The organism is Ruegeria sp. ABF4_144 (assembly GCF_056160045.1).
In genome coordinates this window covers 1,418,921-1,432,318 of sequence record NZ_JBSWWK010000001.1, presented here as the reverse complement: position 1 = coordinate 1,432,318, position 13,398 = coordinate 1,418,921, and the positions used below count along the sequence as shown (strand labels likewise).

Annotated in this window: 14 protein-coding genes and 1 tRNA gene; 2 read left to right on the top strand and 13 right to left on the bottom strand. The window is 57.5% G+C overall.

All coding sequences use genetic code 11. The features are described from left to right. The first annotated feature begins 114 nt into the window (after nucleotides 1–114). A complete protein-coding gene (locus ACXAGD_RS07345; protein ID WP_475209324.1) occupies nucleotides 115–723 on the top strand; it encodes an invasion associated locus B family protein in 609 nt (202 codons plus the stop codon). A 62-nt stretch (nucleotides 724–785) separates the two neighbouring features. On the opposite strand, the gene ACXAGD_RS07340 is transcribed toward ACXAGD_RS07345, so the two are convergent. From ACXAGD_RS07340 to ACXAGD_RS07325, 4 genes are read right to left on the bottom strand one after another with little or no spacing between them, the layout of a single operon-like run. Then, a complete protein-coding gene (locus tag ACXAGD_RS07340) occupies nucleotides 786–1,994 on the bottom strand; it encodes a beta-ketoacyl-[acyl-carrier-protein] synthase family protein (RefSeq protein ID WP_475209323.1) in 1,209 nt (402 codons plus the stop codon). 9 nt (nucleotides 1,995–2,003) lie between these two features. After that, the gene (locus tag ACXAGD_RS07335; RefSeq protein WP_475209322.1) at nucleotides 2,004–2,261 is read right to left on the bottom strand and encodes an acyl carrier protein; all 258 of its coding nucleotides are present in this window, start codon (nucleotides 2,259–2,261) and stop codon (nucleotides 2,004–2,006) included. A gap of 32 nt (nucleotides 2,262–2,293) precedes the next feature. Next, a complete protein-coding gene (lpxD, locus tag ACXAGD_RS07330) occupies nucleotides 2,294–3,385 on the bottom strand; it encodes a UDP-3-O-(3-hydroxymyristoyl)glucosamine N-acyltransferase (protein ID WP_475209321.1) in 1,092 nt (363 codons plus the stop codon). A 35-nt stretch (nucleotides 3,386–3,420) separates the two neighbouring features. Beyond that, entirely contained in the window at nucleotides 3,421–5,025 is a 1,605-nt protein-coding gene (locus ACXAGD_RS07325; protein ID WP_475209320.1) for a L,D-transpeptidase family protein, read from the bottom strand. A gap of 354 nt (nucleotides 5,026–5,379) precedes the next feature. Between ACXAGD_RS07325 and mepK the strand changes: the two genes are divergently transcribed. Beyond that, entirely contained in the window at nucleotides 5,380–5,949 is a 570-nt protein-coding gene (gene mepK / locus ACXAGD_RS07320; protein ID WP_475209319.1) for a peptidoglycan L,D-endopeptidase MepK, read from the top strand. Nucleotides 5,950–6,093: 144 nt separating this feature from the next. On the opposite strand, the gene ACXAGD_RS07315 is transcribed toward mepK, so the two are convergent. From ACXAGD_RS07315 to ACXAGD_RS07275, 9 genes are all read right to left on the bottom strand, one after another. Then, nucleotides 6,094–6,170 (bottom strand) — tRNA-Arg (locus ACXAGD_RS07315). A gap of 66 nt (nucleotides 6,171–6,236) precedes the next feature. Further along, nucleotides 6,237–7,457: a cysteine desulfurase gene (locus ACXAGD_RS07310; protein ID WP_475209318.1), complete on the bottom strand. Its 1,221-nt coding sequence runs from the start codon at nucleotides 7,455–7,457 to the stop codon at nucleotides 6,237–6,239. A 13-nt stretch (nucleotides 7,458–7,470) separates the two neighbouring features. After that, entirely contained in the window at nucleotides 7,471–8,037 is a 567-nt protein-coding gene (locus tag ACXAGD_RS07305) for a YIP1 family protein (RefSeq protein WP_475209317.1), read from the bottom strand. Continuing rightward, on the bottom strand, nucleotides 8,034–8,519 hold the full coding sequence (locus ACXAGD_RS07300; RefSeq protein WP_475209316.1) for a YIP1 family protein: 486 nt from the start codon (nucleotides 8,517–8,519) through the stop codon (nucleotides 8,034–8,036). The genes ACXAGD_RS07305 and ACXAGD_RS07300 overlap by 4 nt, the downstream gene beginning before the upstream one ends. Further along, nucleotides 8,519–9,799, bottom strand: coding sequence for a Fe-S cluster assembly protein SufD (gene sufD / locus ACXAGD_RS07295; RefSeq protein WP_475209315.1), 1,281 nt, complete (start codon nucleotides 9,797–9,799; stop codon nucleotides 8,519–8,521). The genes ACXAGD_RS07300 and sufD overlap by 1 nt, the downstream gene beginning before the upstream one ends. After that, entirely contained in the window at nucleotides 9,799–10,554 is a 756-nt protein-coding gene (gene sufC / locus ACXAGD_RS07290) for a Fe-S cluster assembly ATPase SufC (RefSeq protein WP_475209314.1), read from the bottom strand. Before sufC ends, sufD begins: the two co-directional genes overlap by 1 nt. A gap of 49 nt (nucleotides 10,555–10,603) precedes the next feature. Further along, nucleotides 10,604–10,807, bottom strand: a complete 204-nt coding sequence (locus tag ACXAGD_RS07285) for a hypothetical protein (RefSeq protein ID WP_475209313.1) — start codon at nucleotides 10,805–10,807, stop codon at nucleotides 10,604–10,606. Beyond that, nucleotides 10,807–12,327, bottom strand: a complete 1,521-nt coding sequence (sufB, locus tag ACXAGD_RS07280; protein WP_475209312.1) for a Fe-S cluster assembly protein SufB — start codon at nucleotides 12,325–12,327, stop codon at nucleotides 10,807–10,809. Before sufB ends, ACXAGD_RS07285 begins: the two co-directional genes overlap by 1 nt. An 18-nt stretch (nucleotides 12,328–12,345) precedes the next feature. Further along, a complete protein-coding gene (locus ACXAGD_RS07275) occupies nucleotides 12,346–13,389 on the bottom strand; it encodes a cysteine desulfurase family protein (protein WP_475209311.1) in 1,044 nt (347 codons plus the stop codon). Nucleotides 13,390–13,398 lie beyond the last annotated feature (9 nt).

The window sequence follows — 13,398 nt, the reverse complement described above, 5'->3', positions numbered from 1 at the left end:
GTTAAATGGCGAAAAACCGATCACATCCGACCGTTTGTCATGCTTAGTGCCTGACACCATGATCCAACGGTGGTAAGACCCACAAAAAAGCTCAATCACTCTGCCGAGGCATTCATGATCAAGAAACTTCTCTCTTTCAACGTAATGGCCGCTGTGCTGTGCGCAGGCACCGTCTACGCTCAGGAAACGACGCAGGAAAGCCAACCTGCGGCCGAAGCACCACAGACAGGTGCAGGGACCGAACTGGACCTCGGCGAAAGCGGTCCGCGTGTTGGCGAACAATTTGTCAAAGAAAAAGTCGGTGATTGGTCCATTGCGTGCATCAACTCGGGCACAGACAACGACCCCTGTGCCCTGCGGCAAGTCCTGCTGGGCCCGCAACGTCAGCCCATCGCGGAGATCACCATTGAAAAGCTGGCCGAGGGCGCCCCGGCCATTGCGGGCGCAACCGTCATCGTGCCTCTGGAAATCCTTCTGCAAGCGCAGCTGGCCTTCTCAATCGATGGAGCGCCGGGCAAGCGCTATAACTATCACACCTGCACCCCAGTGGGCTGCATTGCACAGTTGGGTTTCACCCAAGGCGACGTGGACGCAATGAAGGCCGGTAGCAAGGCGAAGCTATCCATGGTTTCGGTTCTTGCGCCCAACCAGCTGATAGAACTGGAAATGTCCCTGTCAGGCTTTACTGCCGGGTATGACGGCCTGAGCCCGAACGAGAACTAAGTCAGACTTAGCAAAAACGCCGCCGTGTCAGAACGGCGGCGTTTTTAATTACCTGAGCCGGCTTAGATCTTCTTGAGGGCTAGCACTGCGTTAAGCCCGCCAAAGGCGAACGCATTGCTCAACGCCACCTCTACCTTAGCTTCACGGGCTTCATTGGGCACCACGTCCAACGCGCATTCCGGATCCGGCTCTTCATAGCCAATAGTCGGAGCGATCACTCCGTCGCGCAATGCCATGATACAGGCCAGCAATTCTACCGCGCCGGTTCCACCGATCAGGTGCCCGTGCATGGATTTCGTGGATGAGATCATCAGATCATCCGCATGCGGCCCGAACACATCAGCAACAGCCGCGCATTCGGTTTTGTCATTTGCGGCCGTGCCGGTGCCATGGGCGTTGATATAGCAGACCTGATCCGCATTCAGTTTCGCATCTGCCAAAGCGCCTGCCATAGCTCGGGCAGCACCCTGCTTGCTGGGCATCACGATATCCGACGCGTCAGAGGACATGGCAAAGCCCACGACCTCACAAAGGATATCGGCCCCCCGGGCGCGTGCGTTTTCGTATTCTTCAAAGACAAAAACACCGGCGCCTTCGCCCTGCACCATGCCGTTGCGATTGGCGCTGAACGGACGGCACGCGTCGCGCGACATAACCCGAAGCCCTTCCCAGGCCTTCACGCCGCCGAAACACAGCATCGATTCCGAACCGCCAGTGATCATCGCAGGGGCTGCACCGCTGCGCACCATCTGGAACGCCAGCGCCATAGCGTGGTTCGAGGACGCACAAGCGGTCGAAACGGTAAAGCTCGGGCCTTTGACGTTGTGCTCCATCGACACATGGCTGGCCGCGGCGTTGTTCATCAGCTTGGGTACAACAAAGGGATGAACGCGGTTTTTACCGTCTTCGTAGACCGACCGATAATTGTCATCCCAAGTTGAAACACCGCCCCCGGCAGTGCCCAGAACAACACCGGACCGCGCGGCCAGATCACCGTGAAACTCGATCCCGGACTGATCGATAGCTTCCTTGGCAGCTGTCAAAGTGAATTGAGTGAACCGGTCATACAAGCTCATCTGTTGACGGTTAAACCGCCCTTCGGCCTCGAATCCTCGTACCTGACCGCCGATCTTGATGGAAAGACGCTCAACGTCGCGGAATTCAAGCTCAGAAATACCACAGCGCCCTTCGCGCATGGCTTCCAGCGTATCGGCGACCGAATGACCCAGCGAGTTGATCGTCCCGGCGCCGGTAATGACAACGCGTTTCATGAGGCTTTGTCAGACCTTTTCCGACACGAGCTTTTCGATACCCGCAATGATCGCGGCAACGTTCGAGATATCGAAATCGCTGGCCTCGGGTTCGTTGGCATTGAACGGGATTGAGATGTCGAATTCTTCTTCGATGGCAAAGATGCTTTCGACCAGACCCAGACTGTCGATTCCCAGGTCCTCAAGTGTGCTTTCAGGTGTGACGTCCGAAGGCTCCAGCACGGCCTGCTCAGCAATGATTGCGATGACGCGGTCGGTGATGCTCATGTCGGTCCTCTGATTATCCCGTTGAGGATGATTTAATCACTCGGAGGCTGTTTGAAAACAGCCTTTTTCAACGCCTCGACGTCACGCGCCATTCGGGGCAGACGGCGTTGCGCTTTGTAGATATCGGTATGGGTGTCCATCTTGATGCCCGGATATCCCATGATCACGCGGCCCGCAGGGACATTGGACAAAATTTTGGTCCCGCCTCCTGCAATCACACCGTCGCCGATAAAGATGTTGTCGACGACGCCAGTCTGGCCGCCCAGAACCACGTTGTTGCCAATCTCGACTGACCCGGACACTCCGGTTTGGCCGCACAACAGGCAATCCTGCCCGACACGGGTGTTGTGGCCGACATGCACGAGGTTATCCAACTTTGACCCATTGCCGATGCAGGTATTGCGGATCGTGCCGTTATCGACCGTGCAATTCGCACCGACCTCGACATCATCCCCGATCTCAACCGCGCCCAGAGAATGAATGCGCAGCCAGCTTTGCGCCCGCGCGTCGCCCTGATCGCCCATCGTCTTGCGTGCGTTTTCGGCACCAGAGACTTCGGGCGTAACAAAACTAAACCCGTCGCCGCCGATCCGCGCACCGGGTTGGGCAATGAAACGATCGCCGATTTGCGCTCGTGCACCGATGCTTACCATCTCACGCAGCAACGCATGATCGCCCAGAACCGCGTCCATTCCGATCACGCAATGCGGTCCAATGACTGCACCCTTACCAATCCGAACACGCGCACCGATGACGACCAGCGGCCCGATCGAGGCGCCCTCGCCAATTTCAGCCGTTGGGTCGATCACGGCCGAGGGGTGTATCCCCGGTTCAACGCCCTGCCCGCGATCTAGCATTGCAGTCACGCCAGCCATCGCCATACGCGGCCGGGGTACAAAGATTGCCGCTTTCAGACCCAACGCCTGCCAGTCAGCCCCTTCCCACAGGACAGCGGCCTGTGCTGCTCCACCGCTCAGCGCTTCGGCATATTTTGGAGACATCGCCATCGCCAGATCGGACGCCACGGCATCTGCCGGTTCAGCGGCGCGTTCGATAACAAGGCCTGTGTCGCCCTGGCTTTCCGCACCAAGGGCGTCGGCGATTTGCTGGATGGTGTAGTGCATATCGGGCTTCCCGGTTTAAGGACCTGCCCCGCTGATTACCCCTGAACGTCCGGCAGGGCTACCCCTGCTTTCTGCAGAGCTTCCCAGATTTTCTGATCACGCTCATAGACATCCCGGCGATACTGAACCTTTCCCTTCGGCCCGACAAAGGCGGTACGGTAAATGATATGGACCGGCACGTGCTGATCCAGCGGCACAGTGGTTTCTTTACCGGTGTTCAGAATTCGGTGGAAAAACGCCTTTGGGTTCTCTTCCTGTTTGGCCAGCAGCGCATAGGCGAACTCAAACGGTTGCGCCAGACGGATACAGCCATGCGAGAAAGCCCGCACTTCACGCGCAAACAGGCTTTTCTGTGGTGTATCATGTAGATAGATGTTGTACTTATTGGGGAACATGAACTTGACCAACCCCAGAGCGTTGCTGGTCCCAGGTGCCTGACGCATCGCAAACGGGAAGTTGCGTGCATTGAACTGGGTGAAATCCACTGCACCGCGATTGACCTGCCGCCCACTTCGATCGGTGATTTGAATGTGCCCCACTGCGTTGGGATTCGATTGCAGTTTGGGCAGGTATTCTTTGGTGATGATCGAGCGCGGCACATACCAGCTGGGGTTAATGACCATATGCTCCATCTCGTCCGAGAATTCGGGGCTGCGGCGGTCATGAGTGTTCTTGCCGATCACGGCGCGGGTCTCGAAAGTGATCGCACCGTCATCCACGATCTTGGCCGAGAAATCGGTCTGGTTGACCAGAATATGACGTTCGCCCCGTTCGCGCGGCAACCAGCGTTCACGCTCTAGTGCCACGTAAACCGCCCTGAGCCGATCCGAGGCGCTGCGGTTAAGCTCGGTTAGTGTGCCTTGCCCGGCAACACCGTCGGCCGCAAGGCCGTGATCTGTCTGAAACGCCTGCACCGCGCCCAACAGTGCATCATCGAACTCCGGGCTGGCGGTTGGGCGAAGGTAGCCCATGGAAACCAACCGGTTACGCAGCTTGATTACAACAGGCCCAGTGTCTCCATATTCCAGCTTGGACACAGGAACCGTCGGTCCCCACCCCCCCTTATGGACGAGGCTTTCCAGTATCAGTTTCTGCTTCATCAACGCCCGGTATTGCGTCGATTGCGGGGCAAGTTGGTCGAAATAACTGCCGTTTTCCCCAGCCATCAATCCCTGAAGGTGATCCTTAGCCGAGGTCCGCTCAACCTTGCGCACCAAACCATCGTCAATCGACGCCGGTCGCAAGGCACCGGATTGCAGATTCCGGGCATACTCCACAAACGCGCGGCTTAGCTGAATCTCAACGGCACCAAGATCGCGCGTCGTACGAGCGTTCTGCATCTGATCGACAAGCGCCTGAACACTGTACGAGCCCTGCGGAAGGCCATGCATGTCTGTATCCGACAAAGCCCGGATCAGCCGTGCGCGTCGAGCCATATGCTCGGGTGATTCCCCTACCCAGACCGGCGCGAATCCGTTTTCCCGATAGAATTCCGCAATCCCGGATCCCGAAGGCGCAAATTCCGCCACCGCCATCTGATAAGCCGTTGCCGACGGGGTTTCTGCGCCTGCAATCGATGCCGAAGCCAGAAAACACGCTGTTAAAAATAAACTGGTACGCGTCCGAAAACCTGAGAACATGGGATGGCCTTGATTAATCACAATTTTGCGCCGCTGGGGCGCGTGCCGATCAACTATGATTGCGTCCCGTGCGGCTTGTCTATTCACAAACGTATCAACACGGCGCATCTATCAGAGCGTGATGCGTGTTTGCATCGCCCAGCGGAAAGGCGCCGCCAAGTGTCTAAGGATTATACATAATCGCATCACCTGCGCAAAAAACTGCCGAAATTTCCCCCTTGAAAAGGTGATTTTGAAAGACTTCTTGGCTGATTTTCGCGACTGTGTCATAAATCCCGCATCTGGGATGGGAAAAAATTAAGAACGCGCGCGTAACATCGTGCGCAGGCAGGAACAGTACGGGACGAAACTAAAATGACGATGAGCAGTACATCGGGCTTGACCCGGCGTGCCCTTCTGGGCGCATTCGCGGCTACGGCAGTTGTGGCGGCACCGACTTATTCCAATGCGGCAGGGTTTCTTCGCGGAGGCGGCGACATACGTCGTATTCGTATGTATTCCGGTCGTACCGGCGAACGCATTGACATGATCTATTGGGTCGATGGCAAATACATCAAAGACGCCGTGAAAGAGGTCAACCATTTCATGCGCGATTGGCGGACCGATCAGGTCAAAGACATGGACCTGCGCACCATCGATATCATGGCGGCCTCTCACAATCTTCTGGACGTGAATGAACCTTATATGCTGCTTTCGGGCTATCGCTCGCCGCAGACCAACGCCATGCTGCGGTCGCGCTCTCGCCGCGTCGCCAAAAACTCGCTGCATATGAAGGGTCAGGCTGCTGACCTGCGCCTGTCGTCGCGTTCTGTCTCGCAGATGGCTAGGGCGGCCATGTCCTGCCGGGCTGGTGGCGTGGGCAAATACTCCCGCTCTAACTTCGTCCACATGGATTGCGGTGAAGTCCGCAGCTGGGGCGGCTAAACGCCCCGGACAGTTTCGAAACGACGAGCGCCCTTGGGCGCTCTTTGTTTTTGGAGGGCATGCATAAACAGCTCGGGGCTTCCGAAAAACCTTCCAAGCGGAATACAATAGGCACTTCCGACCGGATCTGATTGTGTAGTGAGGTGGCGCACCTGAGAGGATTCGAACCTCTGGCCTCTGCCTTCGGAGGGCAGCGCTCTATCCAGCTGAGCTACAGGTGCCTTGGCCGTTAGCTAACCTTGTTCCGATCCGGGTGCAACTGCAAATCTGCCCGGATCAGGCAGCTTTCACGCAAACAGATCATGCGCCAGTTCCAGCGCGTCGATCAGCGTGTCGACCTCTTCCGTGGTGTTATACAGACCAAAGCTTGCACGGCAGGTCGCAGTAACTCCAAGGTGATCCATCAATGGGCCAGCACAGTGATGGCCAGCCCGGACGGCAACGCCCTTCTTGTCAAGAATCGTCGATACGTCATGCGCATGCCCTGCCCCGTCCAGCGTAAAGCTGAAGATGGCGGCCTTGTCCGCACGGGTTCCCTGCACCTGTACCCAGTTCAGACCATTGAAGCGCTGCATCGCGTAGTCGCGAATCCCAGCTTCATGCGCTGCGATGTTCTCCATCCCCAGGTCCATCATGTAATCCAGCGCCACGCCCAGGCCGATAGTCTGAACGATACCGGGGGTTCCGGCCTCGAACTTCATCGGCGGGTCGTTGTAGATCACCTGATCCTTGCTGACCTCTTTGATCATGTCGCCGCCACCGATAAAGGGGCGCATCTCGGCCATGCGTTCCGATTTGATGTAGATCGCACCCGAGCCGGACGGGCCATACAGCTTGTGCCCCGTGATGGCATAGAAATCGCAGCCAATATCCTGAACGTTGACCGGCATGTGAACGGCACCTTGGCTGCCATCGACCAGTACGGGAACACCCTTGGCGTGGGCGCCTTGCGTGATGGCTTTGACATCAACTACGGTTCCCAGAACATTCGAGCACTGAGTTACGGCGACCAACTTGGTCTTAGGGCCAATCGCGTCGATCACGGCCTGCGGGTCCAGCCCGCCCTCGGCATCCACATCGACCCATTTCAGGACCACACCCTGACGTTCGCGCAGGAAGTGCCAAGGTACGATGTTGGCGTGATGCTCCATTACGCTTAGGACAATCTCATCCCCCGCCTGCAGCCGCGGCATCGCCCAGCCATAGGCGACCAGATTGATCCCTTCGGTCGTGCCCGAATTCAGGACAATCTCATCCTCATCCGCAGTGCCCAGAAAGCGGGCAATGGTGCCTCGGACGGATTCGTATTTTTCGGTCGCCAGGTTCGACAGGAAATGCAGGCCTCTATGGACGTTCGAGTATTCCTCGGCATAGGCCCGCGTTACTGCGTCGATCACAACCTGAGGCTTTTGCGCCGAGGCCCCATTGTCCAGATAGGTCAGCGGCTTGCCATTCACCTCACGCGACAGGATCGGAAAGTCTGCGCGGATTTTTTCAACGTCATACATGGTCTTCTTATCCCTATACCGGGCCGCTGGGTGTTAACGCGAGGACAAATGGCACCGCCACAAGGGCAGACAGTAAAATGACCCCAAAGGATTTCCAGAGCGACCCGAACTTATGCGCTTCATTCAGGAAATTGAGCGTGACGTAAAGGCTCAACACCGCCGTTGCGAGGGTTATCACGACGATCATCAACGGCATTACCAGTAACGAGACCAGCGACAACACCAATCCGGCGATCTGCAGGTATTGCAACCAGACCGTCAGAAGGAAAACGTCATCAAAAGACCCTACCCCACCCAGCAATCGACCAAACATCAAAAACGCCAATATACTCAGCATTATGGCCCCGGCTGAACGGGCAAGGATCAGTAGCACAGGCTCGGTCGCCGGAACGGGCTGATCGGGTGGGACCGGCAACAGTTGCGCCATCCCCACCTGAAGCAGACAGCTCAGCACCACGGCCAGCGAGAACCCCAGCCACAAAACCTCGCGCCCGGGGCGCAGGGCCAACAACAGTCGTGCGGTCTGGGCAGGGTTGGCCACCGTCAAGACCGCAAGGTTGGTAAGAGACGTCGCGCTCATTCCGGCTGCCTTTGTGCTTGTCTGAGACCGGCGAGCCAGAACCAAACAAAAACTCCCAGCCAGATCAGTCCAACCAAGGTCAATGCAGGGCCGGGTCCGATGAACCCGGCGACCAGGCCGTTCAACAGAACCAAAGGTGTTGATGACAGCAATGCCCAGAACAACGCAAGCCGAGCGCCATATGCTGTGCCTTTACCTCCGACCAAACGGGCGGCGCCGTAAGACACAAACGCCAGCGCGTAAAAGCACAAGGGCAGGATGATGACGGTGCCCAGCAAGGCCCCGCCCATAAGCATGTTCAACTCCAGCCCTTCCAGATGTGCGCGCCGGGCAAGACTGGGGAGTTGCGCGATAAAGGCCACCACGCAGAACCCCATGACAAAGATCAGTGCTCTGTCTTCCCGTTCGCCCAAATCCAGAAGCCGGCGCATCACGCGCCCCGGCCCCCGGTAAGTGGCCACGATATCCGATGTGACAGGCATCAGCTGCGCCGCGCCAACCAGCCTTCCAGACGGGTCACGATCGCATCGGCCAGTTCGCTGTCTTCGATCTCGTCCACAGCCTCGGCCAAAAAGGCCAGCGTCAGCATGTTGGTGGCATCCTTGACCGGAACCCCGCGCGAGCGCAGGTAGAACAGGGCCGTCTCGTCAATCGCGCCTGAGGTCGACCCGTGCGAGCACGCAACGTCATCGGCGTAGATCTCAAGCTCAGGCTTGGCGAGGAACTGGCTGTCGTCATCCAGTAGCAGCGACTGGCTGATCTGATAACCGTCAGTTTTCTGCGCGCCTTCCTTCACAAGGATCTTGCCCTGAAATACACCGGTTGCACCGTTGCGCAGAACTTTCTTGAACACCTGACGGCTTTCGCAATTCACCGCGTCATGCGTGATGAAGACGGTATCGTCATGGTGAAAATCACCGTCGCCGACACAGGCACCCGCCACATGGGCCACCGCGTCGTCACCGGTCAGTTCGACGACCTGCTCGTTGCGGGTCAGAACGCCATTTGCGGTCAGGGTGAACGACTTATAGGTCGATTCCTGGCCCAGACGAGTAAACATATGGGTCATCGCCCGACGCTCGTGATCGCGACCCTGTGCGCGCACGTGATGCAGCGTGCCGTTGTCGGCGATGTCGATCTCCATACACTTGTTGAACCGCGACGCCGCTGGCCCGTTTTCCAGGATCGTCACCTCAGCCCCGCTTTCGACACGGACAATGTGATGCAGCATGGCATCCGAGGTTTCGGACGCGTGGCGATAAATCAGGCTGATCGGTTTGGACGGCTTGCCAGTGACGTGAATAGCAACCCCATCTTCCGCAAAGGCCGTGTTAAGCGCGGCCAGAGGTCGTTGCACCGGAGACTGCCCACGCGCCTCAAGAACGCCGTACAATTCCTTGGCCCAGTGGATATCCTTGCAGCAGATATCCTCGATCCGTTCAATGTTGACGCCTTCCAGCTCCAGATCATCGGATTCTTCGGCGCTGAACACGCCGTCGATGAAGACGATTTTCAACCGGTCGATCTCACCGAACAATATCGCCTCATCCGAGTGAAACAGCGCAGCATGTGGTGCTTCGGGTGAAATTAAAGTGTCGGGGCGCGTGTATTTCCAATACTCGTCGCGCCGTCCGGGCAGACCCATCTCCAATACACGCGCCAGTGCATCTTCACGCGCGGCACGCGTGCAGCCAGGCTCGGGCATGGTCAGAGAAGCCAACCGTGCCTCGGTTGCGGTTTGTTTTGCTTGCGGCAAAGCCATCAGTTCACCTCAGCCAGAATGTCGGTGTAACCGTTATGTTCAACTTCAAGCGCCAGCTCGGGGCCGCCAGATTTCACGATACGACCGTTCGCCATGATGTGTACGACGTCAGGTTTAATGTGATCCAGCAGGCGCTGATAGTGGGTGATGACCAGAAAGCCCCGGCCTTCGTCACGCAGCGCGTTGACGCCTTCGGACACCAGCTTCATCGCATCCACATCAAGGCCCGAGTCGGTCTCGTCGAGAATGCACATCTTCGGCTCAAGCATGGCCATCTGCAGGATTTCGTTACGCTTTTTCTCACCGCCCGAGAAACCAACATTCACCGGACGCTTAAGCATGTCCGCGTCGATTTTCAGCGACTTGGCTTTTTCGCGTACCAGTTTCAGAAATTCGGCAGCCGACAGTTCCTCTTCGCCGCGCGCCTTGCGCTGCGCATTCACGGCGGTTCGTAGGAAGGTCATGTTGCCCACGCCGGGAATTTCGACCGGGTATTGGAACGCCAGAAAGACACCAGCTGCGGCACGCTCTTCCGGCTCCATCTCCAACAGGTCTTCGCCATCCAGAGTGGCCGATCCTTCGGTGACCTCATAGCCATCCCGGCCCGACAGCACATAGCTGAGCGTCGATTTGCCCGAGCCGTTCGGCCCCATGATTGCGTGCACCTTGCCGGCTTCGACCGTCAGGTCCACACCTTTCAGGATCTGCTTGTCTTCTTCTTCAAGTTGCACGTGCAGGTTCTTGATTTCCAGCATGTTTTGTCCTTTTGCGTATCGCAAGGGGCACCCGGGCCCCGATAAATTCCTAGCCCAGCACTTTGCGGATCAGACGCGCAGCAACCCAGCCAAGGATTGCCCCGATGCCAACCGCCCAGACCGGGTTGATGAAAGCCATGTAGAAGATGTTGACGTAAGCCATGCCAAGCAGGCCGCCCAAAACCGGCAGTGCGTATCCCAGCCAGGTCAGCACATCATCCTTGTGGATGCGATTCCGGGGTGTCTTTGCCATCAACCGACAGAGCCTTCCAGTGAGATTGCCACCAGTTGCTGCGCTTCCATGGCGAACTCCATCGGCAGCGCCTGTAGAACGTCCTTGCAGAACCCGTTTACGACCAGCGCCACGGCCTCTTCTTCGTCCATGCCGCGCTGACGGCAGTAGAACAGTTGATCGTCATCCACCTTGGACGTCGTCGCCTCGTGTTCCACACGTGAGGAGTTGTTCTTAACTTCGATATACGGAACCGTGTGCGCCCCGCATTTGTCGCCGATCAGCAAGCTGTCGCACTGTGTGTAGTTACGGCTGTCCTTGGCCTTCGGGTGCATCGAGACCAGACCACGATAGGTGTTCTGCGCCTTACCCGCACTAATGCCCTTGGACACGATGCGCGACTTGGTGTTCTTGCCCAAATGAACCATCTTGGTGCCGGTGTCGGCCTGCTGATAGTTGTTGGCAATCGCGATCGAGTAGAATTCACCTTGGCTTTCCTCGCCGCGCAAGATGCAGGACGGGTATTTCCAGGTCACGGCCGAGCCGGTTTCCACCTGCGTCCACATCACTTTAGAACGGTCGCCCCGGCAATCGGCGCGCTTGGTCACGAAGTTGTAGATGCCGCCCTTGCCGTTTTCATCCCCGGGGAACCAGTTCTGAACGGTCGAGTATTTCACCTCGGCGTCTTCCTCGACGATGATCTCGACCACAGCCGCGTGCAACTGCGCCGTGTCACGCTGAGGCGCAGTGCAGCCTTCCAGATAGGATACATAGGAACCTTTGTCGGCGATGATCAGGGTACGCTCGAACTGGCCGGTGTTTTCCGCGTTGATGCGGAAATAGGTGCTCAGTTCCATCGGGCAGCGCACACCCGGCGGGATATAAACGAAGGAGCCATCCGAGAACACGGCCGAGTTCAGTGTGGCGTAGAAATTGTCTGACACCGGAACCACGGTGCCTAGGTATTTCTTGACCAGTTCGGGATGCTCTTTGATCGCCTCAGAGATTGAGCAGAAAATCACACCGGCCTTGGCCAGCTCATCCTTAAAGGTCGTACCGACTGACACAGAGTCAAAAACCGCGTCTACAGCGACCTTGCGGCCTTCGGCGGGCATATCTTCGGCCCCTTCCACGCCTGCCAAAATCATCTGTTCTTTCAGCGGGATACCCAGCTTTTCGTAAGTGGCCAGCAGCTTGGGGTCGACCTCATCCAACGACTTCGGCTTTTCCTCCATCGATTTCGGACGGGCGTAGTAATACTGGTCCTGAAAGTCGATCGGCGGGTAGTGCACCATCGCCCATGTCGGCTCTTCCATCTTGGTCCAGCGTTCAAAGGCCGACAGACGCCATTCGGTCATCCACTCGGGCTCTTCGTTTTTCTCAGAGATCAGGCGGACGATATCCGGGTTCACGCCCTTGGGCGCATATTCCATCTCGATATCGGTATCCCAGCCGTATTTATAGGTGCCAACTTCACGCACCGCATCCACGGTTTCCTGATCGACACCTTCTTTTACCTGGGTCTGGTCCAAAGCGGCCATTTCCTTCACTCCGTCAGATCACGCGGCGCGCGCGCGATGCTTTTTCTCTTTTTCAAGCCACGCTTCGGCGAAACGCAGCACATCTTCTTCGGTCGTTGACGGCCCCAGCGACACGCGTATCGCGCTGGCGGCCGTGACCTCGTCATATCCCATTGCCGTAAGAACCGCGCTGGCACGGACCTTGCCGCTAGAACAGGCCGAGCCCGCGCTGACCGCAAACCCCGCCAAGTCCATCTGCATCACCTGTGTTTCGCCCTTCCATCCCGGGGTCGCAAAACACAATGTATTGGGCAGGCGATCCTGATCTTTCCCGACAAAAATAGTAGCTTTAGAGCTAGCCTCAAGGGCCTTTTCTAGAATATTTCTAAATTCTCTAACTTGCTCCCAAACACCATTGGCCAAGTCGCGTGCCGCCGCCTCAGCTGCGGCCCCGAACCCTGCGATTCCAATGACATTTTCAGTACCAGAACGGCGGCCCATTTCCTGGCCTCCGCCCTTGATCTGGGCGGGCAAGTCCGTGCCGCGTTTCATCACGACAGCCCCGATGCCTTTTGGACCACCCAGTTTATGGGCTGAGATCAGCGCCATCTGGGTATCCAGCCAGTTGAAGGCGACTGGCAGTTTTCCAAGCGCTTGCGTTGCATCGGTGACTGCCAAACCCTTGGGGAGTTTCTGAACAATCCCGGTTTCAGAATTGGCCAGCTGCAGGGTTGTAAATTCGGGCTCAGACACCTGAACCCAACCGGTCTTCGCAACAGGCAAATCCTCGGAAATCCAAGCCCTTACAGCATCATGCTCAATCGCCGAGCCATGCAGCTTCCGGCCACCCAGCGCCAGCGCTGCGCCTTCGGTAGATCCAGAAGTGAAAACGATATCCGACCCGTCGGCCCCAAACGCGGATGCGATTTGCGCCCGCGCGCGTTCAATCACCGCTTTGGCCGCACGGCCCTCGGCATGAACCGAGGACGGGTTACCACACAGATCCATCGCGGCAATCATCGCCTCTCGCGCCTCGGGGCGCAAAGGCGTTGTTGCGTTGTGGTCCAGGTAAACACGACTCATGGATTCACC

What these genes read in the sequence shown, in the direction of transcription:
- ACXAGD_RS07335 (WP_475209322.1), bottom strand. Translation starts at nt 2,261, where the DNA reads ATGAGCATCACCGACCGCGTCATCGCAATCATTGCTGAGCAGGCCGTG.
- sufD (WP_475209315.1), bottom strand. Translation starts at nt 9,799, where the DNA reads ATGGCTTTGCCGCAAGCAAAACAAACCGCAACCGAGGCACGGTTGGCT.
- ACXAGD_RS07310 (WP_475209318.1), bottom strand. Translation starts at nt 7,457, where the DNA reads ATGTATGACGTTGAAAAAATCCGCGCAGACTTTCCGATCCTGTCGCGT.
- lpxD (WP_475209321.1), bottom strand. Translation starts at nt 3,385, where the DNA reads ATGCACTACACCATCCAGCAAATCGCCGACGCCCTTGGTGCGGAAAGC.
- ACXAGD_RS07345 (WP_475209324.1), top strand. Translation starts at nt 115, where the DNA reads ATGATCAAGAAACTTCTCTCTTTCAACGTAATGGCCGCTGTGCTGTGC.
- mepK (WP_475209319.1), top strand. Translation starts at nt 5,380, where the DNA reads ATGACGATGAGCAGTACATCGGGCTTGACCCGGCGTGCCCTTCTGGGC.
- ACXAGD_RS07340 (WP_475209323.1), bottom strand. Translation starts at nt 1,994, where the DNA reads ATGAAACGCGTTGTCATTACCGGCGCCGGGACGATCAACTCGCTGGGT.
- ACXAGD_RS07325 (WP_475209320.1), bottom strand. Translation starts at nt 5,025, where the DNA reads ATGTTCTCAGGTTTTCGGACGCGTACCAGTTTATTTTTAACAGCGTGT.
- ACXAGD_RS07275 (WP_475209311.1), bottom strand. Translation starts at nt 13,389, where the DNA reads ATGAGTCGTGTTTACCTGGACCACAACGCAACAACGCCTTTGCGCCCC.
- sufB (WP_475209312.1), bottom strand. Translation starts at nt 12,327, where the DNA reads ATGGCCGCTTTGGACCAGACCCAGGTAAAAGAAGGTGTCGATCAGGAA.
- ACXAGD_RS07305 (WP_475209317.1), bottom strand. Translation starts at nt 8,037, where the DNA reads ATGAGCGCGACGTCTCTTACCAACCTTGCGGTCTTGACGGTGGCCAAC.
- sufC (WP_475209314.1), bottom strand. Translation starts at nt 10,554, where the DNA reads ATGCTGGAAATCAAGAACCTGCACGTGCAACTTGAAGAAGAAGACAAG.
- ACXAGD_RS07285 (WP_475209313.1), bottom strand. Translation starts at nt 10,807, where the DNA reads ATGGCAAAGACACCCCGGAATCGCATCCACAAGGATGATGTGCTGACC.
- ACXAGD_RS07300 (WP_475209316.1), bottom strand. Translation starts at nt 8,519, where the DNA reads ATGCCTGTCACATCGGATATCGTGGCCACTTACCGGGGGCCGGGGCGC.